Consider the following 25,500-nt stretch of genomic DNA (forward strand, 5'->3'; position numbering starts at 1 on the left):
CGCTGCGGCCTGATCAGGCTTCGACCAGAACGTCCGTCCACAGTTCGGACGGATCGGGCTCGGGGCTGGTGTTGGCGAATTCGGCCGCGTCGGTGACGATGTCCTTCACCTCGCGGTCGATCACCTTCAAGGCTTCCTCGTCGGTGATGCCCTGGTCCAGCAGCAGCTTCTTCAGATTATCGATGGGGTCGCTTTCCGACCGCATCTTGTTGACCTCTTCCTTCGTCCGGTACTTGGCAGGGTCGGACATGGAGTGGCCGCGATAGCGGTAGGTCTTCATTTCCAGGATGACCGGGCCGTTGCCGGCGCGGATATGGGCCACAGCCTTGTCAGCCGCCGCCTTCACCTCCAGCACGTCCATGCCGTTGACCTGATAGCCCGGAATGCCGTAGGCGCTGCCGCGCTCGAACAGCTCACCGGCAGACGCACGGGCCTGGGCGGTGCCCATGGCGTACTTGTTGTTCTCGATGACGAACAGGGTCGGCAGCTTCCACAGCGCCGCCATGTTGAACGTCTCGTAAACCTGGCCCTGATTGATGGCGCCGTCGCCCATGTAACAGGCGTTCAGGCCGCCATCGCCCAGATACTTGTGGGCAAAGCCCAGGCCGGCGCCGATCGGCACCTGTGCGGCCACGATGCCATGGCCGCCATAGAAACGCTTCTCGCGGCTGAACATGTGCATCGAGCCGCCCTTGCCCTTGGAATACCCGCCGGCGCGGCCCGTCAGTTCGGCCATGACGCCACGGGATTCCATGCCGCAAGCCAGCATGTGGCCGTGATCGCGGTAGGAGGTGATGACGCTGTCCCCCTCACGCATCGCGGCCTGGATACCGACAACGACGGCTTCCTGCCCGATATACAGGTGGCAGAAACCACCGATCAGGCCCATGCCGTACAATTGCCCCGCCTTCTCTTCGAAACGGCGGATCAACAGCATGTCGCGGTAGTAGCGGATAAGCTCGTCCTTGCTCGGCAAGGCCGGGGCCGCTTGGGCCGCTGAACGGGTGGTGCGGCGCTTGGTGACTGCCACGGGCTCCTCCCAGGGATGGGGGTTGCGGAATAGCGTGATCGCTGTGCGATGCGATAAGAGGTATCGCCACAATCCGCGAAGCGCAAGGAGTGTGCAGTGCAAAAGATTGTTTTATTTGAGAAAATCGGCGTTAACCTGTTTTAGGATAATCGCCTTGTTTTCAGCGACTTACCGACCTTGGTCGCTATTGCCCTGCGTGGACTGCGGGGCAGAGCGTCGCGGAAGGAGGATTACCAAATCGTCAGGGTGCGACTGGTTGAGAACGGCGCGCGCCCGCTCCTCCAGCAGGTCGGGATCGAGATTGTCGGGACGCAGCAGGCTGGCCCGGCGCTCCATCTCTTCCCGCTCGCCACGCACCTGGTCCAGGGTGGATTGTGCGCGCGCAACCTCGCTTTGCAGGTGTGTCAGCGCGACAAGGCCCCGATCGCCATGCACCGTGTGATAGGCGAAGTAGGCCACGACGGACACGCCGATCACCGGCCCGACAACCTGTCGGACGATGCGGCCAAGAGCAGAGCGAAGGGTGCGGATCATAGTCATGGCGGGATGGAATCACAGCCCGAGTCGGGCGGTCAACGGAAATAACGGTCATGGACCGGAAAATCTTGTCGTTTCAGTTCGGTATACCAACAATGCGACGGCCGGCCAGGCTGTCGCCAATCTCCGCCACCCGCGTCGCCCAGGCCGACCAGTTCAGCGTATCACGCGACAGCAGGACGCTCTGCCGCTGTAACAGCCGATAGCGTTCGGCATCGCCCCAATGCTCGGCGATCGCATCGGCATAGGCCTCGGCGCCCGCCGCCTCCGGCAGAAGTAACCCGTTCACGCCGTGCCGCACCGCACAAGGCACCCCGCCGGTCGCCGTCGCGACCGATGGCAGACCGAAAGCACTGGCTTCTGCATAAACGATGCCGAACGCCTCTCTTCGGCTGGGCATGAAAAAGAAGGAACTGTCGTTGAACAGGCGCATAAGGCGCTGGTGATCGGCGGGGTCGTCCTTGCGCAGGAAACCGTGTCGGACGATGTGGGGTCCATCGATCGTCGGGTTGCAACCGACGATGTGCAACTCGACCTTGATGCCCCGGCGCAGCAGCAAATCGGCCACCTGCTGCACAAGCGGCCCTCCCTTCCGCTGCCAATCAACACCGACAAACAGCAGGCGGCAGATATCGGTCTGCCGGTCGGTCACGGGGTCGGCCGCAGGCATCAGGTTGGCGCCGAAGGGCACGACATGCAACCGGTCAGCCGGGACCCCGTAATATCGCCGGGCGCTGTCGGCCGCCCAGCGGCTGCTGAGCACCACGGCATCGCTGTTTTCCAGGGCCGCCATTTCCTGCAGGTTGCCCAGGCGGCGGGAACGGGGATGGATGCCGGAACCGGTAGGTGGATAATAATCTACCAGCCCGGCATAGACAGCGTCGGTGACATTGATCACCGGGGCATCGACCAGCCGGCGGCAGAGCTGCACAGCGGCAGAGACACCAATGACCAGATCCGGATCATACCGGCGCAGCCGCCCGCGCAGTTCGGCTGCGAACAGGCCGGACACCAGCGGTTCGCGGGAGATGTCCAGACCGAACGGCACTGCCGCCCGTTGCAGAAGCCGGCGGACATTATGGGACAGGGGACAGGGGAAAAACCGAATGTCGGGATAGACCCCGCGCAGGGCCCGCAGGCTGTGGTAGGGGATGCCGCTCCAGGCGCCGACAACGTTGGCATCCGCCGGTGTCAGGAAGGCCACCCGCCGCGCACGGCGCTCCGGCATTGTTGTTCCCCTGCCACGGGCGGATTAGGCATACGCCGCCGTAAGGTTGAAATTCTTTTTCGATACCACCACGCTATGATTGTTCCGGTCAACGCCAAAGCAGCACATGACATGGAAATCAGCCCGGCGGCGGTCGCCAGGGCGGGATTTCTGCCGCTTCCTCCTGATCCAGACGGCCGGCACAGGTGATCTTGGGCGGGCCGGCGGCAAACGCATCGGCCTCCGGTACCCGCAAGGTGACTTCCAGCAGCACCATATTGGTCAGCATGTCGCCGAACGGCTCGGGCCGGCCATTGCCGCCACCGCGCGCATCGGACGCGAATATCCGCTGAAGATACCAGGCGGCGGCCGACATGCCCCCCGGCGCACCGGCCAGCAAATGATCGCGCAACATGGTGTAAAGATCACGGCAACGGGCCAGGCTGCGTTCCCGCGCCGTCATGGGCAGGGACAGATAGGCCAGGACGCGCCTGTCAAAGGGGCGATAGAGCGTGCCCACCTTCACCGGCCCGTCCCGCCCATCCTTCAGGTCCAGGGCCGCCACCGCCTGTCGCATCTCCCGTTCCAGGCGCAGCATGCCCCAGTCCAGAAGCGTGACCGGACTGTTGGACAGAAAGCCGGTCAGGGCCGGATCAACCGGCTTGTCCTGTGCCATCACGGGACCGGCGGCAAGACAGCACAGTAACAGGGCCCGCAGAACACGCATCCGATCCTCCCCGCATGTCGAGGCCAGCAGCCTAGTCGCAGGGGATGACAGTTGCGTTACAGCCGGTCGAGGAACAGGTCGAGGCACCGATCAGACCAGACACCGCCGACCCCGTGAAACCCGACATGACCGCCGGCGCGGCTGATGGCCGGGTAGAGCCAGGGATTGTCGGACCAGGGAAACTCCAGATAGGCGGCTGGCGGTATCCAGGGATCGTCCAGGGCATGCACGATCAATGTCGGCACACCAATACGCGGCAGGAAGGACAGGGCGGAATTCACCGCATAATATTCCGGCGCACCCGACCAGCCATTCCACGGGGCCACCACCTTGTCGTCAAAATCCCACAGATCGCGGGCAGACAGGGCGGCGTCGGCCCAGCGGTCGCCCACCCTTGCGCGATTGTCCTGCATGTCGGCCTTCATCTGGCCCAGCAGGCGGTTATGGTACAGGCGATTGGGCGGTGATCCGAACAGCCGGCTGCTGGCCGCCAGATCGATGGGGGCGGAGATGGCGGCACCCGCATGGACAGGCACGGGGAAGTCCCCTTCCGCCAGGAATTTCAGGGTGCAATTTCCGCCCAGCGACCAGCCGATCAGCAGGGCGCCCCGTTCGGCCAGATCAGGCGGCAGCAGCCCCAGCACGCGCCGGACATCCCCCGTGCGCCCCGCATGATAACGGCGCGTACAACCGGGGGCCGACGGACCGGCACCGCGCAGATTCAAGCGAAGAACCGGATGTCCCCTTGCCAGCAGGAGGCAGGCGGTGGCGCGGACGTAGAAACTATCCGCGCTGCCCGTCAGGCCATGCAGCAGCACCGCCAGCGGCCTGCCCGCGTCCGCCGCGCCCTCGGGATGGTTCAGACGGCCCAGCAGCACATCGCCGCTGCCATCCGCCATGGCGAACCGCATCTCCGTCCCCGGTGGCAGGGGATATACGGGCTTGGCCAGCGTGTTGCGAATGGTCTGCAAATGCCGACCCCACCAGGGAAAGCGGGGCCGGAAGGGGGGTGGGGAAAACGGCAGCCGGCCGTCAGCCATGGGCCAGGAAATCCCGCACCGCCGCCACCTGATCCGCCGCCATCAGGGCCGGGGCGTGGCCGGCGTCGGGCACGGTGTAAAGGCTGGCACGCGGCCCTTCCTGCGTCATCCGTTCCGCCGTGTCGGCCAGCAGCAGGTCCGACCGGGCCCCGCGCACCACCAGGACCGGCTGCCGGATCAGGGGCCAGAGCGGCCAGAGATCGACATCATTCACGGCACTGATCTGGAAAATGCGCGCGATGCCGGGATCATAGGCCAGACGGTAGCCGCCATCGGGCTGCGCATCGCTGCTGGTTTCGGCCATATGGCGCCATTGCGCGTCGGTCAACGCGCCGAAACCCGCGTAATGTCCGCGCAGATAGACCTCAACCGCTGCCAGATCGGCGAAGAAAGGGTCCAGCCCGACATAATCGCCGATCCGTTCCAGTGCCTGTTTGGGGATGAAGGGACCGACATCGTTGATGACCAGCCGGCGGATGGGGCTGCCGGGCTGCGCCGCCAGCATCATGCCGATCAGGCCGCCCATGGAGGTGCCGACCCAATCCACCTGTTCCACATCCAGCCGCGCCAGCAGCACGGCCATATCGGCCAGATATTGCGGATATCCGTAATTGTCGGGATTGGCCAGCCGGCCGGAACGGCCCCGCCCCACCACATCCGGACAGATGACCCGGGCCTTCAAACTGTCGGCCAGATCGGCGGCCAGCACATCGAAATCCCGGCCATTGCGGGTCAGCCCATGCGCACAGACGATGGTGCGCTCCCCCGTGCCCCATTCACGATAGGCCAGACGGTGGAACCCGGTCGCCGACAGGCCCTGGCAGGATTTATCGACAAAACTGGACATTGGGCATCGCACTCCGGCAGACGGGCGGTCCCGTCTAATTACTGAAACATGAATCAGGTTTCAACCCTGACCATTCGCCAAGGCGGCGTAACCACCCCGATAATACAGCAACGGGGCGCCGGGCTGGTGGGCATAGCCCAGAACCCGGCCAACCAGGATTGTATGGTCACCACCAGGGTAGGTGGCATGGTGGGCGCAATCCAGCACGGCCAGCGCCCCCGGGATCAGCGGCGCACCACCCTTTCCTGGAACCGCGCCCACACCATCCCAGCGGGTGGCCGCCGGATCGCGGGCGAAGCTGTTGGACAAGGCCATCTGATCAGCCGACAGGATAGACAGGGCAAAGCCGGGCGCATCCAGAAAGGACGATAGGCTTTCCGACCGGTTATCCAGGCAGAACAGCACCAGCGGCGGGTCCAGAGACACGGAGGTGAAGGAATTCACCGTCAGGCCCACGGGCCGGCCATCCTTGCCCATGGCGGACGCGATGCAGACCCCGGTGGCGAAGCAGCCCAGGGTATCGCGGAAGGCGCGCAGGTCGAAACTCATGCCGGGCAAACTCCTGTCCTCTTCTCTTCTAGGGGTTAACCCGAGGTAGGGCACACGCGCAAGACCGCAAGGGCCGTGACCCGGACCAGCGGGCTTGCTACACTGCCCGGATTGATCAGTTCACCGGGGTGGCATCGTGGCAGGCGGCGAAGAAAAAGCCCCCATCATCATCAAGAAGATCAACAAGGGCGGCGAAGGGCACCATGGTGGCGCCTGGAAGGTCGCCTATGCGGACTTCGTGACGGCCATGATGGCCTTCTTCCTGTTGCTCTGGCTGCTGAACGTCACCACGGCCGAACAGAAGATGGGCATCGCCGATTATTTCAGCCCGGCCAGTGCGTCGAAACAGACCAGCGGTTCCGGCGGCGTGCTGGGCGGACAGACCATCCGCGTCGAGGGCGCGATGGTCAATTCTTCCAGCCCCCCCGGCGTTACCGTCCCCACCCCCACCATGCCCGCCGCCGCCAATTCGGATGAGCAGACGGACGACATGCAGGAAAGCTCCAGCGGCCGTCCGACACGCCAGGACGTCACCGGCAAGGGCGACGGGGAGAAGGAGGGCGGATGGACACGCGGCGACGTGGTGAACGGCCTGACCGTGCTGGAACGCGCCGGGGAGAAGGAAGCCGCCGACAAGAACAAGGATGGCACCGTCGACGAGGGCGAATTGAAGGAAGCCCTGGCCAAGCATGAGGAAGCGCAGTTCGCCAAGGCCGAGGCGGAATTGCGTCAGGCCATCCAGCAGGTTCCCGAACTGCGCGATCTGGCCCAGAACCTGATCATCGACAAGACACCGGAAGGCCTGCGTATCCAGTTGGTGGATCAGGAAGGCTATTCCATGTTCCCGTCGGGCAGCGCCAAGATGCAGCCGCAGACGGCACAGCTCCTGTCACAGGTGGCGCGCGCCGTGTCCAGCCTGCCCAACAAACTGTCGATCAGCGGCCATACGGACAGCATCCCGTTCGGGTCGGGCGCGTCCTATACCAATTGGGAATTGTCGTCCGACCGCGCCAACGCCACCCGCCGCGCGCTGGAGGCGATGGGCGTCACCGACGGCCGCATCGAAACCGTGGTGGGCCGCGCCGACCGCGACCATCTGTTCAGGGATGACCCGAACTCCCCCCGCAATCGCCGCATCTCCATCGTGCTGCTGCGGGAGAATTCGTTGCAGGGTGGTCCTGGCGGCGCCGCGCCGGCGGGTGCGGGAGGCGGCAATCCGCCGGCTCCGACCACCCCGTCCCCGGCTCCGCGGGCCAATGTGCAGCCGGCCCCGGCCGTCATGGGGACGTCCCGGTAAACCCGGAACGGTCCCCAACATTACTCAGGCGTTGTAATCCAGACCCCAGGGCTCGTACTGGTCCCGCTCTTCGGCCCAGTTCTCCCGCAGCTTCACGAACAGCATCAGGTGGACGGGGCGGCCCAGGAATTCGGCCATCTCCACGCGGGCGGCGGTGCTGATCTGCTTGATGCGGGCACCGCCCTTGCCCAGGATGATGGCCTTCTGGGTATCGCGCTGGACATAGATGACCTGCCCGATGCGTACAGACCCGTTCTCGAACTCCTCCCAGGTCTCCGTCTCCACCGAGGTGGCATAGGGCACTTCCTGGTGGAGCTGCAGGAACAGCTTTTCCCGCGTGATCTCGGCCGCCAGCAGGCGCTCCGGCATGTCGGAAAGCTGGTCGGGCGGGTATAGCCACGGACCCGCCGGCACGGCACCTGCGAAGAATTTCAGCAGCCCTTCCAGCCCGTCACCCGTCAGGGCGGAGACCATGAAGGTTTCGGTGAAGACATCGAATTCAGCGAACTCCGCGGCCAGCGCCAGCAGGCGCTCCCGCTTGATCAGGTCGATCTTGTTCAGCACCAGCACGGCCTTGCGACCCGCTTCCTTCAGCCGTTCGACGATGCCGCGTGTGTCGTCATCAATGCGCTTCTGCGCCGCGTCGAACAGGACGGCCACCTGATCGGCATCGGTCGCCCCCTGCCAGGCGGCGGCCACCATGGCGCGTTCCAGCCGCTTCTTGGGGGTGAAGATGCCGGGCGTGTCGACATAGAGGATCTGGCTGTCACCCGCCATGCCGATGCCCAGGACGCGGGAGCGCGTGGTCTGGACCTTGGGGCTGACGATGGAGATCTTGGACCCGACAAGCGCGTTCAGCAGCGTGGACTTGCCCGCATTGGGCGCCCCCACCAGAGCCACGAAGCCGCAGCGCGGATGGGTGGGTGCCGGCCGGGCCGGCGCGTCACCGCTGGCATCCTGGCCTGAAAGAAAACGGGAAACGATATCGTCGCTGTCGGTCATTTACGTCCTGATCCGGGAAAGCAGTGCTTCGGCGGCGGTCTTCTCCGCCGCGCGCTTGGAAGGGCCGGTAGCCACCGCCGGCTCATACCCCTCCACGGTCACACTGACCTGGAAAACGGGGGCATGGTCCGGGCCGGTGCGGCCGATATCCGTATAAAGCGGCAGTTTCAGGCTGCGCGCCAGCGCCCATTCCTGAAGGCCGGTCTTCGGGTCCTGCGGGGGTGCCGCCTTGGCGCCTTCCAAAGCAGCATCCCAGTGGCGGCGGACAAAGCCGGCCGCCGCCGTCAACCCGCCATCCAGATACAGCGCACCGATCACCGCCTCACACGCATCGGCCAGGATGGCGGGCTTCACATCGCCTGCCTGTTCACCGGGTGCAAGGCGCAGATACTGTCCCAACCCGATACGCCCGGCCACAACCACCAGCGCCTCTGCCCGGACCAGGGCCGTCAGGCGGCGGGCCAGCGCCCCCTCCTGTTCCTTGGGGAATCGTTCCAGCAGCCATTCGGCCACGATCAGGCCCAGGACGCGGTCACCCAGGAATTCCAGCCGCTCATAGCCCTTGCCCACCTTGGCCCGGTTGATGCCGCCCACCGACGGGTGGGTCAGCGCCTCGGTCAGGCGGGAGATATCCTTGAAGCGATGGCCCAGGATTTCCTGCAACTGATCCAGTTCCATCATTCAACCCTTTCCCAGAACCGTTCGGTGCGGATGGCCTGACCCCAGCGCCAGAAGCGCCACAGGCTCTCCTCTTCCTTCACCGACAGGAAGATATAGGTGGCGCGGCCCACCAGATTCTCGACGGGGATGAAGCCCACCACGTCCGGCACGCGGCTGTCCTGCGAATTGTCGCGGCTGTCGCCCATGCCGAAGACATGGCCGGGCGGGACGGTGAAGACAGGCGTGTCGTCCAGCAGCCCCTGGTCGCCCGACATCTCGATCACCGGATGCTGGCGCCCGCCGGGCAGGGTTTCGATATATTGCGGGGCGGTGAAGGCGCCGCCAAACCCTTCATGCAGGACAAAATCCGGCACGCGGATGCGGGCCGCCATCTCCCCATTCACATAAAGCGCACCGCCGATCATCTGCAGCCGGTCGCAGGGCAGGCCCACGATGCGCTTGATATAATCGACGCCAGTATCCTTGGGCAGCTTGAACACGGCCACATCGCCGCGTTCCGGCAGGCTGCCGAACAGGCGGCCCGGTGCCGCCTTGCAATCCTTGGTCACGGGCGGCGCATTGTCGCCAAAGCGCAGGAAGGACGGCAGCGAATAGCGGCTGTAGCCGTAGGACGCCTTGTTGACGAACAGATAGTCCCCCACCAGCAGGGTGGGTACCATCGACCCGCTGGGAATGTTGAACGCCTCGAAGGTCAGGGTGCGGATACCGACAACAACGGCCACGGTCAGCAGAATGATCCGCAGCGTCTCGCCCCAGCCGCCACCGACAGGGTGCGGACGGGTTTCCACCAGCGGCGGCAGGGGATCCTGCCGGAATGTCGGGGGGGGGCGACGGTGCGGCCGTTCCATCGGATCACCCCGCCGCTTGCGCTGAAATGACGACAAAGGCCTGCGCGTAGGGCAACTCATCGGTCATCGACAGATCGATCCGCGCCTGCATGCCGGCGGGCAACATCGCCTGCAACCGTTCCAGCGCGCCGCCGGACAGGCGCAGCACCGGCCGGGCCTTGCCGTCGGACAGGACCTCGATATCCTTGAAATGCACCCCATCCGCATAGCCGGTGCCCAGCGCCTTGGTCGCCGCCTCCTTGGCCGCGAAACGCTTGGCATAGGTGGCGGCGCGCACGGTGGCACTGCCCGTCGCATCGGCTCGGGCCCGTTCTGCATCGGTAAAGACGCGGGCGGCGAAACGGTCGCCGAACCGATCCAGGCTGGCCTGGATACGGCGTATATCGACCAGATCGCTGCCGATGCCCAGGATCATGCGGCCCCCGCGCGACGGCCGGCATCCATGCGGGCGCGCATCTCCGCAATGGTGGCCGGCAGACCGATAAAGATCGCCTCCCCCATCATGAAATGCCCGATATTCAGTTCCACGATGGACTGGATGGCGGCCACGGGGCCGACATTGTCGAAGGTCAGGCCGTGGCCGGCATGGCATTCCAGACCGATGGCGGCCGCGTGCGCCGCCGCCTTCACCAGACGGGCCAGCTCGGCATCCCGCGCCGCGCCCTTGGCCGCATCGGCATAGGCGCCGGTATGAAGCTCCACCACGGGCGCGCCCAGGTCACGGGCGGCATCCAACTGGTCCGGCTCGGCGCCGATGAAGATGGAAACACGGATGCCGGCATCCGCCAGACGGGCGACATAGGGTCTCAGGTGGGCGTGGTTGCCGATCACGTCCAGCCCACCCTCCGTCGTCCGCTCCTCCCGCTTTTCCGGGACAAGGCAGACCGCGTGCGGACGGTGGCGCAGGGCGATGGCCAACATCTCCTCCGTCGCCGCCATTTCCAGGTTCAGCGGCTTGTGAAGTTCCGCCATCAGCCGGTCGATATCCTCGTCCCGGATGTGGCGGCGATCTTCGCGCAGATGGGCGGTGATGCCGTCGGCCCCGGCATGGACGGCCAGAAGGGCGGCGCGCACCGGACAGGGATTGTCCCCGCCGCGTGCGTTGCGCACGGTGGCCACATGGTCGATATTCACGCCCAGACGCAACGGCTTGGCACCCATCATATCCCCTTGCCCACAAGCAGGCGGCCGGCCCGACGCCGCTCACGCCGCTTTTCCTGATAGAACCGGATCAGGGGCTTGGCAATCACGTAAGCGATGATGCCCGCCGCCACACCCATCAACGCACCACCCGCCAGCATGGGCAGGAACACCTGCCAGGGATGATCGATCAGGAAGGCCAGCGTCAGCCGCGCCTGATCATCATGCCCCGGCGCCATGCCCAGCAGCCAACAGCCCAGCCGGTAGCTGGAATACCAGATTGCCGGAAAGGTCCACGGGTTGGCTGTGACGGTGCCCACCATGGCTCCCATGACAGAGGCCCGCGTCACCCAGGCCAGCAGAAAGGCGATGGGAAAATGCAGACCCAGCAACGGCGTCATGGCCAGCGCCACGCCCCAGGCGATGCCCAGCGCGATGGCATGCGGCGATCCCTGGATGCGCGCGATCCGATAAGCGACATAGCGCCCGGACCGCACCAGCCCCATGGAGGGCCAGAGCAGCCGGCGCAAGCGCCCCGCCGGGGTCAACGGTTCACGCCGCCTGAACATGATCTCTTCCGGTTCCTTCCCGATCCCCCAAGGGGATCGTCAGCGGCCACGTTCGACCGAATGGATCACCGGGGTTGCCCGCAGCGCCGCCATGATGTTGGTCAGATGCTTGACGTCCTTCACGTCCACATCGATCAGCATCTCGAAATAATCGTTGGTGCGGTTGGTGATCTTCAGGTTGGTGATGTTGCCGCCATTCTTGCCGATAACCGTGGATAGTGTCCCCAGCGCCCCCGTCTCGTTGGCCACCACCACCGACAGGCGGCCGACCAGATCGTTGGGCGTATCGGCATCCGGGTCCCAGGATACATCGATCCAGCGTTCCGGGCTGTCGTGGAAACTTTCCAGCGTCTCGCAGTCGATCGTGTGGATTGTCACACCCTTGCCCGTCGTCACGATGCCGACGATGCGGTCGCCAACGATCGGATGGCAGCAGCGGGCATAATGCACAGCCATGCCGGGGATCAGGCCCCGGATGGCCAGCGGAGTCGTGCCCCGGCCCTTCGTCGCGGGCTTCGGCTTGGCGGCAAGGGCTGCCACCTTCTCGTCCGCCACAACGGGATTGACGTTGCGGTGGCCGGGGAAGATGGAATTGAAGACGTCGCGCACGCCCTCTGTACCGGCACCGATGGCGGCCAGCAGATCGTCCACGCTGGGCTGCTGATAAATCTTCAGAACGCCTTCGAAGGCCTTTTCCGAGTATTCATAGCCTTCCTGCTTGAACAGCCGCTCCATCAGGCCACGGCCCAGCTTGATATGCTCGCCTCGCTGCTGGGTACGGATGAACCGGCGGATACGGGCGCGGGCCTTACCGGTGATGACGAAGTTTTCCCAGTCCGGCGAGGGCGAGGAATTCTTCGAAGTCAGCACCTCCACCTGGTCGCCATTCTGTAAATGGCTGCGCAGCGGCTGCATGCGGCCATTGATCTTGGCGCCGACACAGGTATCGCCCACCTGGCTGTGGACGGCATAGGCAAAATCGACGGGCGTGGCGCCGCGCGGCAGCGCGATCAGGTCGCCCTTGGGCGTGAAGCAGAAAACCTGATCCTGGAAGAGTTCCAGCTTGGTATGTTCCAGGAATTCTTCCGGCCGCGTCGCGTGCTCCAGAATGTCCAGCAGTTCACGCAGCCAGCGATACTGCCTGCCTTCCTTCTTCGGCTGTTCGGTCGGTGCGCCCTGCTTATAGGACCAATGGGCGGCCACGCCCATATCCGCCACATCATGCATATCACGGGTGCGGATCTGCACCTCGATGCGCTGCCGCTCCGGACCGATGACGGTGGTGTGGATCGATTGATAGCCGTTCGGCTTGGGTGTGGAAATGTAATCCTTGAACCGCCCCGGCACCACGGGGTAACGGGCATGGATGATGCCCAGCGCCTGATAGCATTCGCCCAGCGTATCGACGACGATGCGGAATGCCATCACGTCGGACAATTGTTCGAACGCCACATTCTTGGCGTGCATCTTGCGCCAGATCGAATAAGGCGACTTCAAACGCCCATAGATCTCGGCATTCTGGATGGCCGAATCATTGCTGAACCGGACGGTCTTGTCCAACTCCTCAATGATGCGATCCACGCGGGCCTTGCCCGTGGATTGCAGATCATCCAGGCGGATCCTGATGCTCTCATAGGCATCCGGGTTCAGTTCCTTGAACGCCAGATCCTCCAGTTCGTCCTTCCAGCGCTGGATACCGATGCGTTCGGCCAGCGGGACATAGATTTCCAGCGTCTCGCGCGCGATGCGGCGGCGTTTCTCCGGCTTCAGGAACTGGATCGTGCCCATATTGTGCAGGCGGTCGGCCAGCTTCACCAGAAGGACGCGGATATCCTCCGACATGGCCAGCACCAGCTTGCGGAAATTCTCCGCCTGCTTGGTGCTTTCGCTCTGCTCACCGATATTCTGCAATTCGATGCGCGACAGCTTGGTCACGCCATCGACCAGCCGCGCCACCTCGGGCCCGAACAGACGCTGGATTTCCTCCAGCGTCGTCAGCGTATCCTCGACCGTGTCGTGCAGCAGGGCCGTGATGATGCTGTTGGCGTCGAGCTTCAGTTCGGTCAACAGCCAGGCCACCCAGATCGGGTGGACATAATAGGGGTCGCCGCTGGCCCGCGTCTGCGAGCCATGCGCCTTCATCGTGAAGACATAGGCGCGGTTGAGCGCGTCCTCATCGGCGTTGGGGTCGTACCCCATCACGCGCTCAACCAGTTCGTACTGGCGGATGATTTTGGTCTGGCGGCTCATTTCAGGCCGCCTTTCCGGGCATTATCGCGCCAACACGGGCCTTCCATCTGCACGATCCCGTCGGCTCAGATATCCTCGTCGGCCAGATCGGCCGCGCCGACTTCACTTTCGGAGAAATCGATATCTCCGCCCAGCTCATCCTCGGCCTCGGCACGGGCGGCATCGGCGCCCCAGGCCGTTTCGCCGGCCATGAGCTCGACGATCTCTTCTTCCGGCTCGTCCTGCTCCGGCACGCGCTGGTGGCCCTTGATCAGGGCGTTTTTCAGGTGATCCAGCGCCACCGTCTCGTCCGCGATTTCGCGCAGCGCGACGACGGGATTCTTGTCATTGTCCCGGTCGATCGACAGGGGCGAACCGGAGGCAATGTCACGGGCGCGCTGGGCAGCCATCATCACCAGCTCGAAACGGTTCGGAATCTTAAGGACGCAATCTTCAACGGTAACGCGGGCCATATCCAGATACTCTCCAGCGACGGACAAGCTTTGATTTATAAGGGCCCGTTACCGGCATTGCAAGGATGCCCGCCCTTCGCCGAATTCATTCCAGCCCAGACAAGGGACGGATGGCCTGATCGGGCGGCAGAGCGGCGATCAGGTCGGCGATGCCCCGCCCGTCCACGGGGTGCCGCCAATCCGGCGCCACATCCCGCAAAGGTAGAAGAACAAAGGCCCTCTCCACCATACGCGGATGGGGAAGAATCGGCGGACCAAAGTCAGCCACACCATTGTAATCGATCAGATCCAGATCAAGCACCCTCGCCTCGTTCCTGTGCTGCCGCACGCGACCAAATTCATGCTCCACCTGATGCAGGGTCGCCAGCAGGGCGGGTGCATCCAGAAGCGTCGCAACCTGGGCGACGGCATTGACGAACCAGGGCTGGTCGGAGACGGGCACAGGCGCCGTTTCATAGAAACGTGAGGTGGCAATAACCCGGATTCCCATGGAGTCGAGCCGGGCCAGCGCCTTGGCGCAGATTTGCGCGGGCGATCCGAAGCCTGGAACAGAAAGATTGGAACCAACGGCAATCAAAATCACGGGGGTTTTCCTGGAAATCCTTGGCGCACGCGCCTATATGGAACGGGAACTCGTCACGGCACTTGCTGCCGGCCATGTGTTGGCATACCGTGCCGGAAATCATCCGTCACCTGCCGCTTGTTCGTGGCACCGATGTTTGGTGCAAGTGTTTCAGCACCCGCCTGTCGTCCCGGCGACTTGCAGGGCGATATACTCCGGGATCTACAAATATTCACAACTTCATTAGAGGAAAGCAATGGCACGCAAGATATTCTACCAGCAAGAACGGCTGGCAATGTTCATTGATGGCGCCAACCTGTATGCCGCCGCTCGCTCCCTTGGTTTCGATATCGACTACAAGCGTCTCCTTGAACTTTTTGCCGCCGAAGGCCGTTTAATCAGAGCATTTTATTATACAGCACTTGTTGAAGATCAAGAATACTCGCCAATTCGTCCGCTTGTCGACTGGCTGGACTATAATGGCTACACCATGGTCACGAAGCCGACCAAGGAATTCACCGACGCGTCGGGCCGGCGCAAGATCAAAGGCAACATGGACATCGAGCTCGCCATCGACGTGATGGAGATGGCGGAGAATGTCGATCATATCCTGTTGTTCTCCGGCGATGGCGATTTCCGCCGGCTGGTAGAGGCCGTGCAGCGCAAGGGTGTGCGCGTCACGGTGATCAGCACCGTTCGCTCCACCCCGCCCATGGTGGCCGACGAACTGCGGCGGCAGGCGGACAATTTCCTGGAACTCCAGGACCTTGCCGGCAGCATCCAGCGCAGCCATTCCAACCGTTATCAGTCGCCGCCCCTGGCCCATGAACATACCGGCAGCGACGACCATCCGGTACAGCCCGAACACCATACCGAACAGGCCGAATAACACCATCGGTCAAGAATTTTGACCGGTGCTATCCGCGCCCACGGGCGCGAATAGCACATGCCGGCCACCAATGACAAAAGCCGCACCGGAACATTCCGGTGCGGCTTTTTCTTTGATCACCATTCCGGCAGCCCCTTTGATGGGGACGCGACAGGCATTCAGGCGATGATATCGGGCACCATCTGGCTTTCCAGCCGGGCGATCATGTCCTTCAGCAGCAATTTGCGCTTCTTAAGACGCTGTATCTGAAGCTGGTCGACAGGGAACTGCTCCGTCAGCCGCTGGATGACGTCGTCCATGTCGCGATGCTCCGTTTTCAGAGCCGCAAGCTTCTCTTTCAACACTAGCTGGTCGGTCATCTGGTTCCGCGTCGCACACCTTGTCCCAGGCGCTCCAACGCCCGGGCGCATCCATACCACAAATCGCCCGCCCGGTGGGGCACGCAATTTTCGTAGGCGTGGGTTGGGATCAGCGGACAGTGCCTGGTTTGGCCAGAAGATTGGTCGTATCGGGCTTACGGATACCCAGCAGTTCAACGGTGAAAAGCAAGGTGGCATTGGGGGGAATGCCGCCATCGGGCTGCCCGCGCAGGCCATAGCCCAGATTGCCGGGGATGGCCAATTCCCACTGCTCGCCCACACGCATCATGGCCAACGCCTCCTGCCAGCCGCGAACGACCTTGGACAGGGGGAAGGTGGCGGGACGGCCGCGGGTATAGGAACTGTCGAATTCCGTGCCGTCGATCAGCACGCCCCGGTAATTCACCGTCACATCATCGGACAGAAGCGGACGCGGCGGGTTGCCGGCCACGCGCCGCACCACCCGATATTGCAGGCCGGACGGCGTCACCTGCCAACCCGGCTTTTTCTGATTCTCCACCAGATACTGCAATTGCGGGTCGACGCGCGGCATAGCCAGGACATCGTTCACATTGCCGGACGGCTGTGCCTGTGGCGCCTGCTGGGCGCCGGCCGGAATGCCCAGGGCCAGGGTCAGGGCGATCAGGGAGGCAGCGGTCTTCAGGCGGCCGGACATGTCAACGCTCCGCATTGGACGGTGGGAAGGATGACAGCGGGTTAGCATGGATCACGCCACGGGTCACGCGGCGCGTGACCGGCCGCGGCTTAAAAGCCGCTGCTCAGCTTCGGCTTCACGAAGGTTATCAGCTCGATGGTGAAGAACAGGTTGGCGTTTGGCGGCACCTTGCCGCTGGCCGACCCCGTGGGGCCATAGCCGGCGCTGGCCGGGATGGCCAGTTCCCAGACATCGCCAGGCCGCATCAGAGGCAGGACCTGTTTCCAGCCCGCGATGACCCTTGTCAGCATCAACTGCGCCGGCTTACCCGCTTCCCGCGTGTCCTCGAACGGCTTCCCGTTCTCAAGCCGCCCCTGATAATGCAGGGTCGCGGTCGAAACCAGTGGCACCAGGGGCCCGTTCGGCGGGCCGGACTTCACGATGCGGTAGCGGGTGGGACCATTGGGGCCAACCCGCCAGTCGGGTCCCAGCCGGTCCAGGAAGGCCTGTTCGGCAGCCGTCAAGGCTTGCGCGTTGGCGGACAGGGGAAGGAGCATGGCCGATGCGGCGGCCAGCAGCAGATGTCGGCGCTGCATCATGGGACCTTCTTCTCCTTCTCCGGCTGGAGAGCGGGCGGTACGCGACCGTCGAGCGGGTCCAGCGTCATGATCGACAGACCGGCCGGCACCTCGAACAGGGCCGGATTTTGCGGGCCTCGGCGGATATCGGACAGGGACATGGCGATGGCGGCCGCCCCCTCGCCCCCTGTGCGCCCCTCCAGCTTCACATAGATGCCGTCCTTCGTGGCCCAAACGCGACCGTCGAATCCGCTGCCGTCGGGCGTGATGTCTTGCACGCGATAACGGGTGACGGCCTCTCCGGCCAGTGTCTCCGTCCCCTCGGCGGTTCCGGACAGCATTGACAGGGTCGTGGCCACCACGCCGACCTCCGGGTCGGTCAAGGGCAGTTTCATCCCGACCTTGCTTTCCGGCTGCACCACCAGCGCCTCCTGCCGGTCGGGCCGGATGATCAGCAGGTTGTTCAGTCCGTCCACCCGGCTTTCCCGCCGCTCCAGGCCCTTGTCATGGAACAGGCGGGCCGACAGCGCCACCCCGTCGACGGTCAGGTTCTGCGACGCGGAAAAGGCGGCAACCGGCGGCGGCAGCCTGTCCGCCCAGGCCTGCTGCGAGACCAGCGACAGGCCAAGGCCCAGCAGCAGGGCGGATATGGTTCGGGCCATCACTAAGGCTCCCCGGTTCAGGTGCCGGCACGTTAAGGGGGCTTTGTCCGGCCGGCAAGCGGACAGAAGCAGAGCCGCCATGCCCCCGCCCCCGCCAGGGGCCGGCTTGACCCCTTATACTCATTAAGAGCATATGAAGGGGGTCCGGCACCGCCCCGGACAGCAAGGTTCCGGCAGGACAAGGCATCATGACCGATCAATTGACCATCGCATTGGCCCAGATCAACCCCACCGTGGGGGCGCTGGACCATAATGCCGCCCTGATCCGTGCCGCCCGCGCCGAAGCCGCCGGCGCCGATCTTGTGGTCTACCCGGAATTGTCGGTCTGTGGCTATCCGCCGGAGGATCTGGTGCTGAAGCCGTTCTTCCTGGACAAGGTGGAAGATACGGTCCGGGCGCTGGCCGCCGATACGGCCGATGGCGGCCCCGCCCTGCTGGTGGGGGCGCCCTGGCGGGTGGATGGAAAGCGGTACAATGCCGCCCTGCTGCTGGATGGCGGCACCATCGCCGCCGTGCGTCTGAAACATGACCTGCCCAATTACGGCCCGTTCGATGAAAAGCGGGTGTTCGTGCCCGGCCCCCTGCCCGGCCCCGTCAATTTCCGGGGCGTGCGCCTGGGGGTGCTGGTCTGCGAGGATATGTGGACGCCCGATGTGGCCGAGACGCTGGCAGAGACCGGGGCCGAAATCCTGGTCGTGCCCAACGGGTCGCCGTTCGAGATCGACAAGGCCGACCATCGGCTGGAACTGGCCGTCGCCCGCGTCGTGGAAACCGGGCTGCCGCTGATCTACCTCAACCAGGTGGGCGGGCAGGATGAGCTGGTGTTCGACGGTGCGTCCTTTGTGTTGAACAGCGACCGCTCGCTGGTGGCGCAGTTGCCAGCCTTCACCCCGCGCGTGGCCATGACGACATGGACGCGCGGCGCCGCCGGATGGTCCGGAACCTCGACCGAGAGGGTGGCCCCACCCGACGCGCTGGGCGCGATGTACGGCGCCATGGTGCTGGGCCTGCGCGATTATGTGGCCAAGAACCGGTTTCCCGGCGTCATCCTGGGCATGTCGGGCGGCATCGATTCGGCCATTTCCGCCGCCGTGGCGGTGGATGCGCTGGGGGCGGACAAGGTGCATTGCGTGATGATGCCCAGCCCCTATACCAGCCAGGACAGCCTGGACGATGCCGCCGAATGCGCCGGCCTGCTGGGCTGCCGCATCGACACCATCTCCATCCAGCCGGCCATGGACGCCTTTGCCGCCATGCTGGCCCCGTCCTTCGCCGGCACCCGACCCGACATCACCGAAGAGAACCTGCAAAGCCGGTCGCGCGGCCTGATCCTGATGGCCCTGTCGAACAAATTCGGCCACATGGTCCTGTCCACCGGCAACAAGTCCGAAATGTCGGTGGGCTATGCCACGCTCTATGGCGACATGTGCGGCGGATACAATGTCCTGAAGGATGTCTACAAGACGACGGTCTACAAGCTGTCCCACTGGCGCAACCGCAACCGGCCCGAAGGGGCGCTGGGGCCGGCGGGCCGGGTGATTCCCGAACGGATCATCACCAAGGCACCGACCGCCGAACTGAAGCCCGACCAGAAGGACCAGGACACGCTGCCCGAATATCCGGTGCTGGACGACATCCTGGAATGCCTTGTCGAACGCGACCTTTCGTTGCACGACATCGTGGCGCGCGGACATGACGCCCAGACGGTGAACAGGGTGTGGCGCATGCTGGACCGGGCTGAATACAAGCGCCGCCAGGCCCCGCCGGGCGTGAAGACAACCTCGCGCAGCTTCGGCCGCGACCGGCGCTATCCCATCACCAGCGGGCTTCTCTCGTTGATCCGTGGTTCATAAGCATAGATTGCCGGGGGTCATGGCTTGACAAGGCAAGGACTGCCTACCAAAGTGCGGCCCAGTGACCCGGAACGGGGTGAACCTGATTGGCTTGACGGGCCGGATCGGTTAACCTGAAAGGGTAATCGGCAACCGTTGACCGGTGCCGGATGGATATTAAGCAGATTTGCTTTGGTGCAACACGTTCAGGTGGGGGTTCCGCAGTGTCCTTGAACATTCAGGTGCTGGTTGTCGACGATTACGCGACGATGCGGCGTATCATCAGGAACCTGCTCACCCAGATCGGGTTCACGAAGATCGACGAAGCGGCCGATGGCGCTGAGGCGCTGTCCAAGCTGCGCTCTTCGGCCTTTGGTCTTGTGATTTCCGACTGGAACATGGAGCCGATGACCGGCCTGCAGCTTCTGAAGGAAGTGCGCGCCGACGTTCGTCTGAAGGCCACGCCCTTCATAATGGTGACCGCCGAATCGAAGACGGAAAACGTCATCGCGGCGAAGGAAGCCGGCGTGAACAACTACATCGTCAAGCCTTTCAACGCCGACACGTTGAAGAAAAAGATCGAAAGCGTCCTGGGCGCTTTGGGCTGATCCGCCGTGTCAGAACCGATCTTCGATCTCACCGACAATGATTATGACGAGATCGAGGACGCGTTGATGTCCAGTCCGCGCGGCCGCGCGTTTTTGCGCGCCCGCGACCGGCGAAACCGGGTGGTGGCGGTGGACGATGTCCGCCGCCTGATCCGCGATCATCGCGACCATCCGGAAGTTGATCCCAAGTCCCATATCAAGGTTCTGCGGCGCGAATTGCAGGACCTCTCCTCCCATATCGCGGAAACACGACGCGAAATTGCCGCGCTGAAGCCTGATGACCCGTCGGCGAACCGCATCATGCGCGCGACGGAGGAGCTGGACGCCATCCTGCAATCCACCGAGCATGCGACCACCGAAATCCTGAACGGTTCGGAACGTATTCAGTCGGTTGCCGACCGGTTGCGCAAGGACCGCCCCGACCTCGCCCAGATTCTGGACAACGAGGTGACGGAGATCATGACGGCCTGTTCCTTCCAGGACATCACGGGCCAGCGCATGACCAAGGTGGTGAACACGCTGCGCTATATCGAGCGGCGCGTGCATGCCATGATCCAGATCTGGGGTCTGGAGAATCTGGACGAGGCGGAGATGCAGGCCGCCCTCGCCAACGAACCCAAGGACACGCGCCCCGACGCGCACCTGATGAACGGCCCGCCATTGAAGGGGGCCATCAATCAGGACGCCGTCGACATGCTGTTGTCGGGTGCGGCGGCGGCCCGTGCGGCGGCCGACGATCCCTTGGCGCCGCAGCCCGTGGAAAGCCAGAGCCCCCCGCCATCTCCCCCACCGCCGCCGCCAGCGCCCGCAAAGCCGGCTGCACGGGTTGAGGAGGAAGATGGCCCCACCGGTGGCCCCGCCCTGTCACAATCGGCTGTGGACGATCTGTTCCCCTGAAGAAGGGGCGGTTCAGCAATCCACCTCGTGCCGCAGGCTTTTGCGCCAGCGTGCCCGCAATTGTGCCGGGCGTTCGGGATAACGCTCCCCCGTGAAATCGGCGCGCACCACCCGGTCCGTGCGGAAATGCCGGAAATCACCGCGCAGCTCGCACCAGGCGGCCAATGTGCGGGCATTGTCGAAATACGCGATCAGGACAGGCCAGACGCAGCGTTCCGTTTCCCGCCCCCTTTCGTCACTGTAGGTCAGACGCAGGCGGTGCCCGGCATGGATGGCCGTGCGCAGGGCCACCATGTCGATACTGTCGGCAACGGCGTGCAATCGCGGCGGGGCAACGCCGGCCGGCCGCTGCACCACGGGGCGCAGGTCCTCCGGCACCGCTGCCTCTATCTTGGCCATCAAATCGGCAGCAGCCCGGGCCAGCACGGGGTCGCCCTGACGCGACACCCATTGCGCGCCCAGCATCGCCACCTCGATCTCATCGGGTGTCAGCATGAGGGGTGGCATGTCGAAGCCGCCTTCCAGCATGTAGCCCACCCCCGCCTCCCCCCGGATCGGCACGCGCTGGCCCATCAGGGTGGCGATGTCGCGATAGATGGAGCGTTTGGAGGTTTCAAGTTCCGCCGCGATGGCGTCCGCCGTCACCGGCCGAGGTGCCCGCCGCAGGATCTGAATGATCTGGAACAACCGGTCCGCCCGCCGCATCACCCTTCCCCGCACCATTTTTCGTCATGCTGCTGACAGTAGGGTGGCAGCAGGGTTTGTGTAAACCCAAGCCCATCAACCCTCACCATGATGGAGCTTCCGATGATCAAGCTGCATGCTTTCGGCCCCGCCTTCGGCCTTCCCGATCCCAGCCCCTATATCACCAAGACGGAAGTGCAAATGCGCATGGCCGGGCTGGCTTATGAGAAGGTGAAGGGCGATCTGGAAAAGACGCCCAAGCACAAGCTGCCCATCATCGAGGATGACGGCCAGATCGTGGCCGACAGCACCTTTATCCGCGCCCATATCGAACGGACACGCGGTATCGACCTGGACAAGGGGCTTTCCTTGCGGGAGCGGGCAGAAGCCTGGGCCATCGAACGTATGCTGGAGGATCATCTCTGCTGGGCCGTGGTCCATGAACGCTGGATGGATGACGCCAACTTCCAGAAAGGCCCGTCCCTGTTCTTCCAGGCAGCGCCAGAGCATCTGCGTGACGCCATCATCAAGGACGTGCGCGCCCGCGTGGCCGTCAATATGCAGGCCCATGGCATCGGCCGGCATAACGGGGCCGAACGGCTGGATCTGGCCAGCCGGTCGCTGACGGCGCTGGCGGTTCTGCTGGGCGACAAGCCCTTCCTGATGGGCGACCGGCCAACCGGCGTGGACGCCTTCGCCTTTGCCATCCTGGCCGGCGCCCTGGTCCCGATCTTCGACACGCCGCTGCGTCAGGCGGTGGAGGCGCACGGCGCGTTCGTGCCTTATGTGCAGCGTATGGCGGCGCGGTTCTATCCCGAGCATGCTTGGTGGTGGAATCGGGCGGCCGTGGCCGCCTGATCACTCCCCGTCGCGCACCCGCCGCCATTTCACGACATTGCGGTTATGATCGTCCAGCGTCTCGGCAAACGCGTGACCACCGGTACCGTCCGCCACGAAGTAGAGATAGCGGTGGGTTTCGGGCTTCAGCACAGCCTGCAAAGACAGAAACCCGGGATTGGCGATGGGACCCGGCGGCAGGCCCGGCACCACATAGGTGTTATAGGGCGATTCAAGCTTCCAGTCGGCGCGGGTCAGGTCGCGGTCGATCTGTCCGCGCCCGTCCGACAGGGCATAGATGATGGTGGGATCGGATTGCAGCCGCATGCCGATGCGCAGGCGGTTCACGAACACACCCGCCACACGCGGCCGTTCCGCCGCCACGCCGGTCTCCTTCTCCACGATGGAGGCCAGGATGACGGCTTCCCGCTTCGATTTCAGCGGCAGGTCCGGCGCGCGCTCCGCCCATAGCCGATCCAGCGCATCGGCCATGTCCGCTGACATACGGGCCAGGACATCGGCCCGCGCATCGTCGCGCAGATATTGATAGGTCTCGGGCAGCAGGGTGCCGTCGGCCGGGATGGCGGTGACGTCGCCGGACAGGTTTGTCTCCGCCCGCAACCGCTCCACGATCTGCCAACTGGTCAGTCCCTCTGGCACCGTCACCCGGTGGACAATGACCTTGCCCGAGATGATCAGGTCCAGCGCTGCCTTCAGGCTGATGCCGCCGGTGAACAGATATTCCCCGGCCCGCAGCTTTGCGCCATCACCGCGCAGACGTGAGGCGATGACCAGTTCCAGCGGGTGGCCGATCACGCCCGCATCCGCCAGGCGCTGGGCAATCCCCTGCACGCCGGTGCCACGCGGGATGACGACGGCCGTGTCGGCCGTCAACGGCCCCTGCCCCATATAGCGCTGCCAGCCCAGCCAGACCCCGCCGGCCGTCCCCAGCATGCCGAAACAAAGCAACGCCGCCGTCAGCCGAAGCCAACGGCGGCGTGGTCTTGTCTGGTTTTCCGGCTGCGCGCTCACGCTGGGGTTCAGGACAGGGCCTTGAACACCAGCGAGGCGTTGGTGCCGCCAAAGCCGAAGCTGTTGGACAGGGCGGCGCGGACCTTGCGTTCCCTCGCCACCTTCGGCACCAGATCGGCACCTTCCGTCCCATCATCCGGATTGTCCAGGTTCAGAGTCGGGGGAACGATCTGATCGCGGATGGACAGAACCGAGTAGATGGCCTCGACCGCGCCGGCGGCACCCAGCAGGTGCCCGATGGCCGACTTGGTCGACGACATGGAGGCGCCGGCCAGATCATTGCCGAACAGCCGCTTCACGGCTCCCAGTTCGATTAGGTCGCCCAGCGGCGTGGAAGTGCCGTGCGCGTTGATGTAATCCACATCTTCGGGGTTCAGCCCGGCACGCTTCATCGCCATGCGCATGGACCGGAAGCCGCCATTGCCGTCTTCCGACGGGGACGTGATGTGATAGGCATCGCCCGACAGGCCGTAACCGACCACTTCGGCGTAAATCTTGGCACCACGCTTCTTGGCGTGTTCCAGTTCCTCCAGAACCACGACGCCGGCCCCTTCACCCATGACGAAGCCGTCGCGGCCCTTGTCATAGGGGCGGCTGCCCTTTTCGGGCGTGTCGTTGTAGCCGGTGGACAGGGCGCGGGCGGCGGCGAAGCCGGCAATGCCCAGGCGCGAGCAGGCGCCTTCTGCCCCACCGGCAACCATCACGTCGGCATCGTCCAGCGCGATCATGCGCGCGGCGTCGCCGATGGAATGGGCGCCCGTGGAACAGGCGGTAACCACGGCGTGGTTCGGGCCCTTGTAGCCATGGTTGATAGAGATATGGCCCGATGCCAGATTGATCAGGCAGGACGGGATGAAGAAGGGCGAAACCCGGCGCGGACCCTTTTCGGCCAGCACCAGCGAGGTTTCATAAATGCCGGGCAGGCCACCGATGCCGGAGCCGACGGAAACGCCCGTGCGTTCGAATTCCTCGTCATTGGACGGCTTCCAGCCGCTGTCCTTGATGGCTTCATCCGCCGCCGCGATGGCGAACATGATGAAGTCGTCCATCTTCTTCTGTTCCTTGGGCGGAATGAAGAGATCGAGGTTCAGCGTGCCGTCGCTGCCGTCGCCGCGCGGCACCTGGCCCGCGATACGACAGGGAAGATCGGAGACATCGAAGCCCTGGATGGTGCGAATGCCGGACTGACTCTTGATCAGCCGATCCCAGTTGGTTTGCACCCCGACCCCGAGCGGAGTCACGAGACCCATACCGGTGATGACGACGCGGCGCATGTATCCGACCTGTAGATGTGAAGACGAAGACGGGTGACGGCCTGAACCGAAGCCCGGGAAAGACATAGGGACGCCACGGCGGGTTTGCCAGGAGCGGGACCGGCCCCAGGGCCGATCCCGTCCATCCCACCGTTGGGGATCAGCCCTGCTTGGAGCTGATGAAGTCGATGGCGTCCTTGACGGTCAGAATCTTCTCGGCGGCGTCGTCCGGAATCTCGATGCCGAACTCCTCCTCGAAGGCCATGACCAGCTCGACGGTGTCCAGGCTGTCGGCGCCCAGATCGTCGATGAAGCTGGCGGTGTCGGTGACCTTGGCCTCTTCCACGCCCAGGTGTTCGACAACGATCTTCTTCACGCGTTCAGCAACATCGCTCATTTATTTGACCTTTCAGGATTTTCCGGTGGGACCGGCCGGAGCCGGTTGTTAAGGGCCATCGCGGGACACTGGAACAAGC

At 64.2% G+C, this 25,500-nt stretch carries 30 protein-coding genes; 6 read left to right on the forward strand and 24 right to left on the reverse strand.

What is annotated here, in order from left to right:
* Positions 1 to 13 precede the first annotated feature (13 nt).
* The 7 genes from pdhA to KBA48_RS11625 form a co-directional block, all read right to left on the reverse strand.
* Positions 14 to 1,030, reverse strand: coding sequence for a pyruvate dehydrogenase (acetyl-transferring) E1 component subunit alpha (gene pdhA, locus KBA48_RS11595; protein WP_292906382.1), 1,017 nt, complete (start codon positions 1,028 to 1,030; stop codon positions 14 to 16).
* A gap of 168 nt (positions 1,031 to 1,198) precedes the next feature.
* Entirely contained in the window at positions 1,199 to 1,570 is a 372-nt protein-coding gene (locus KBA48_RS11600; RefSeq protein ID WP_292906384.1) for a septum formation initiator family protein, read from the reverse strand.
* Positions 1,571 to 1,643: 73 nt separating this feature from the next.
* Positions 1,644 to 2,795: a glycosyltransferase family 4 protein gene (locus tag KBA48_RS11605; RefSeq protein WP_292906386.1), complete on the reverse strand. Its 1,152-nt coding sequence runs from the start codon at positions 2,793 to 2,795 to the stop codon at positions 1,644 to 1,646.
* Positions 2,796 to 2,913: 118 nt separating this feature from the next.
* Entirely contained in the window at positions 2,914 to 3,501 is a 588-nt protein-coding gene (locus KBA48_RS11610; RefSeq protein ID WP_292906388.1) for a hypothetical protein, read from the reverse strand.
* A gap of 56 nt (positions 3,502 to 3,557) precedes the next feature.
* Positions 3,558 to 4,541 (reverse strand): alpha/beta fold hydrolase, encoded by a 984-nt coding sequence (locus tag KBA48_RS11615; protein WP_292906389.1) that lies wholly within the window; start codon positions 4,539 to 4,541, stop codon positions 3,558 to 3,560.
* Complete coding sequence (locus KBA48_RS11620) at positions 4,534 to 5,388, reverse strand: alpha/beta hydrolase (RefSeq protein ID WP_292906390.1); 855 nt, start codon at positions 5,386 to 5,388, stop codon at positions 4,534 to 4,536. The genes KBA48_RS11615 and KBA48_RS11620 overlap by 8 nt, the downstream gene beginning before the upstream one ends.
* A gap of 60 nt (positions 5,389 to 5,448) precedes the next feature.
* Positions 5,449 to 5,937 (reverse strand): flavin reductase family protein, encoded by a 489-nt coding sequence (locus tag KBA48_RS11625; RefSeq protein WP_292906392.1) that lies wholly within the window; start codon positions 5,935 to 5,937, stop codon positions 5,449 to 5,451.
* A 136-nt stretch (positions 5,938 to 6,073) separates the two neighbouring features.
* Here KBA48_RS11625 and KBA48_RS11630 point away from each other — a divergent pair, with 136 nt between their 5' ends.
* On the forward strand, positions 6,074 to 7,234 hold the full coding sequence (locus KBA48_RS11630) for a flagellar motor protein MotB (RefSeq protein WP_367273833.1): 1,161 nt from the start codon (positions 6,074 to 6,076) through the stop codon (positions 7,232 to 7,234).
* 24 nt (positions 7,235 to 7,258) lie between these two features.
* Here the strand turns inward: KBA48_RS11630 and era are convergent, their stop codons facing one another.
* From era to folK, 9 genes are all read right to left on the reverse strand, one after another.
* Positions 7,259 to 8,236 (reverse strand): GTPase Era, encoded by a 978-nt coding sequence (gene era / locus KBA48_RS11635; protein WP_292906394.1) that lies wholly within the window; start codon positions 8,234 to 8,236, stop codon positions 7,259 to 7,261.
* Complete coding sequence (gene rnc, locus KBA48_RS11640) at positions 8,237 to 8,917, reverse strand: ribonuclease III (protein WP_292906396.1); 681 nt, start codon at positions 8,915 to 8,917, stop codon at positions 8,237 to 8,239.
* Positions 8,914 to 9,765, reverse strand: coding sequence for a signal peptidase I (gene lepB, locus KBA48_RS11645; protein ID WP_292906398.1), 852 nt, complete (start codon positions 9,763 to 9,765; stop codon positions 8,914 to 8,916). The genes rnc and lepB overlap by 4 nt, the downstream gene beginning before the upstream one ends.
* A 4-nt stretch (positions 9,766 to 9,769) precedes the next feature.
* A complete protein-coding gene (acpS, locus tag KBA48_RS11650; protein ID WP_292906400.1) occupies positions 9,770 to 10,180 on the reverse strand; it encodes a holo-ACP synthase in 411 nt (136 codons plus the stop codon).
* Positions 10,177 to 10,926, reverse strand: a complete 750-nt coding sequence (locus KBA48_RS11655; RefSeq protein WP_292906473.1) for a pyridoxine 5'-phosphate synthase — start codon at positions 10,924 to 10,926, stop codon at positions 10,177 to 10,179. The genes acpS and KBA48_RS11655 overlap by 4 nt, the downstream gene beginning before the upstream one ends.
* Positions 10,926 to 11,474, reverse strand: a complete 549-nt coding sequence (locus KBA48_RS11660) for a DUF2062 domain-containing protein (protein ID WP_292906402.1) — start codon at positions 11,472 to 11,474, stop codon at positions 10,926 to 10,928. Before KBA48_RS11660 ends, KBA48_RS11655 begins: the two co-directional genes overlap by 1 nt.
* 39 nt (positions 11,475 to 11,513) lie before the next feature.
* Entirely contained in the window at positions 11,514 to 13,724 is a 2,211-nt protein-coding gene (locus KBA48_RS11665) for a bifunctional (p)ppGpp synthetase/guanosine-3',5'-bis(diphosphate) 3'-pyrophosphohydrolase (RefSeq protein ID WP_292906404.1), read from the reverse strand.
* Positions 13,725 to 13,789: 65 nt separating this feature from the next.
* Positions 13,790 to 14,176, reverse strand: a complete 387-nt coding sequence (rpoZ, locus tag KBA48_RS11670) for a DNA-directed RNA polymerase subunit omega (protein ID WP_292906406.1) — start codon at positions 14,174 to 14,176, stop codon at positions 13,790 to 13,792.
* A gap of 85 nt (positions 14,177 to 14,261) precedes the next feature.
* Positions 14,262 to 14,759: a 2-amino-4-hydroxy-6-hydroxymethyldihydropteridine diphosphokinase gene (folK, locus tag KBA48_RS11675; RefSeq protein WP_292906408.1), complete on the reverse strand. Its 498-nt coding sequence runs from the start codon at positions 14,757 to 14,759 to the stop codon at positions 14,262 to 14,264.
* A gap of 235 nt (positions 14,760 to 14,994) precedes the next feature.
* Between folK and KBA48_RS11680 the strand changes: the two genes are divergently transcribed.
* Positions 14,995 to 15,627 carry an NYN domain-containing protein gene (locus tag KBA48_RS11680; RefSeq protein ID WP_292906410.1) on the forward strand — a complete coding sequence of 211 codons (633 nt, stop codon included), beginning with the start codon at positions 14,995 to 14,997 and terminating at the stop codon, positions 15,625 to 15,627.
* Between the two features lie 158 nt (positions 15,628 to 15,785).
* Here the strand turns inward: KBA48_RS11680 and KBA48_RS11685 are convergent, their stop codons facing one another.
* From KBA48_RS11685 to KBA48_RS11700, 4 genes are all read right to left on the reverse strand, one after another.
* Positions 15,786 to 15,986 (reverse strand): DUF465 domain-containing protein, encoded by a 201-nt coding sequence (locus tag KBA48_RS11685; RefSeq protein WP_102111048.1) that lies wholly within the window; start codon positions 15,984 to 15,986, stop codon positions 15,786 to 15,788.
* Between the two features lie 109 nt (positions 15,987 to 16,095).
* Complete coding sequence (locus KBA48_RS11690) at positions 16,096 to 16,662, reverse strand: FKBP-type peptidyl-prolyl cis-trans isomerase (RefSeq protein ID WP_292906416.1); 567 nt, start codon at positions 16,660 to 16,662, stop codon at positions 16,096 to 16,098.
* A gap of 89 nt (positions 16,663 to 16,751) precedes the next feature.
* Positions 16,752 to 17,240: an FKBP-type peptidyl-prolyl cis-trans isomerase gene (locus KBA48_RS11695; RefSeq protein WP_292906418.1), complete on the reverse strand. Its 489-nt coding sequence runs from the start codon at positions 17,238 to 17,240 to the stop codon at positions 16,752 to 16,754.
* A complete protein-coding gene (locus KBA48_RS11700) occupies positions 17,237 to 17,881 on the reverse strand; it encodes a hypothetical protein (protein WP_292906420.1) in 645 nt (214 codons plus the stop codon). Before KBA48_RS11700 ends, KBA48_RS11695 begins: the two co-directional genes overlap by 4 nt.
* A 188-nt stretch (positions 17,882 to 18,069) precedes the next feature.
* Between KBA48_RS11700 and KBA48_RS11705 the strand changes: the two genes are divergently transcribed.
* The 3 genes from KBA48_RS11705 to KBA48_RS11715 all read left to right on the forward strand — a co-directional run bounded on the left by KBA48_RS11705 (position 18,070) and on the right by KBA48_RS11715 (position 21,218).
* Entirely contained in the window at positions 18,070 to 19,734 is a 1,665-nt protein-coding gene (locus KBA48_RS11705; protein WP_292906422.1) for an NAD+ synthase, read from the forward strand.
* A gap of 215 nt (positions 19,735 to 19,949) precedes the next feature.
* Positions 19,950 to 20,321 (forward strand): chemotaxis response regulator CheY, encoded by a 372-nt coding sequence (locus KBA48_RS11710; protein WP_094457984.1) that lies wholly within the window; start codon positions 19,950 to 19,952, stop codon positions 20,319 to 20,321.
* A gap of 6 nt (positions 20,322 to 20,327) precedes the next feature.
* Positions 20,328 to 21,218 carry a protein phosphatase CheZ gene (locus KBA48_RS11715; RefSeq protein ID WP_292906424.1) on the forward strand — a complete coding sequence of 297 codons (891 nt, stop codon included), beginning with the start codon at positions 20,328 to 20,330 and terminating at the stop codon, positions 21,216 to 21,218.
* A 12-nt stretch (positions 21,219 to 21,230) separates the two neighbouring features.
* On the opposite strand, the gene KBA48_RS11720 is transcribed toward KBA48_RS11715, so the two are convergent.
* A complete protein-coding gene (locus KBA48_RS11720; protein ID WP_292906426.1) occupies positions 21,231 to 21,923 on the reverse strand; it encodes a YafY family protein in 693 nt (230 codons plus the stop codon).
* 102 nt (positions 21,924 to 22,025) lie between these two features.
* Here KBA48_RS11720 and KBA48_RS11725 point away from each other — a divergent pair, with 102 nt between their 5' ends.
* Positions 22,026 to 22,760 (forward strand): glutathione S-transferase family protein, encoded by a 735-nt coding sequence (locus KBA48_RS11725; protein ID WP_292906428.1) that lies wholly within the window; start codon positions 22,026 to 22,028, stop codon positions 22,758 to 22,760.
* Here the strand turns inward: KBA48_RS11725 and mltG are convergent, their stop codons facing one another.
* The 3 genes from mltG to KBA48_RS11740 all read right to left on the reverse strand — a co-directional run bounded on the left by mltG (position 22,761) and on the right by KBA48_RS11740 (position 25,421).
* Positions 22,761 to 23,771 (reverse strand): endolytic transglycosylase MltG, encoded by a 1,011-nt coding sequence (gene mltG / locus KBA48_RS11730; RefSeq protein WP_292906430.1) that lies wholly within the window; start codon positions 23,769 to 23,771, stop codon positions 22,761 to 22,763.
* 8 nt (positions 23,772 to 23,779) lie between these two features.
* A complete protein-coding gene (fabF, locus tag KBA48_RS11735; protein WP_292906432.1) occupies positions 23,780 to 25,045 on the reverse strand; it encodes a beta-ketoacyl-ACP synthase II in 1,266 nt (421 codons plus the stop codon).
* 139 nt (positions 25,046 to 25,184) lie between these two features.
* Complete coding sequence (locus KBA48_RS11740) at positions 25,185 to 25,421, reverse strand: acyl carrier protein (protein ID WP_094457726.1); 237 nt, start codon at positions 25,419 to 25,421, stop codon at positions 25,185 to 25,187.
* Between the last annotated feature and the right edge of the window lie 79 nt (positions 25,422 to 25,500).

This window comes from Niveispirillum sp., from assembly GCF_017996735.1.
Taxonomy (GTDB): domain Bacteria; phylum Pseudomonadota; class Alphaproteobacteria; order Azospirillales; family Azospirillaceae; genus Niveispirillum.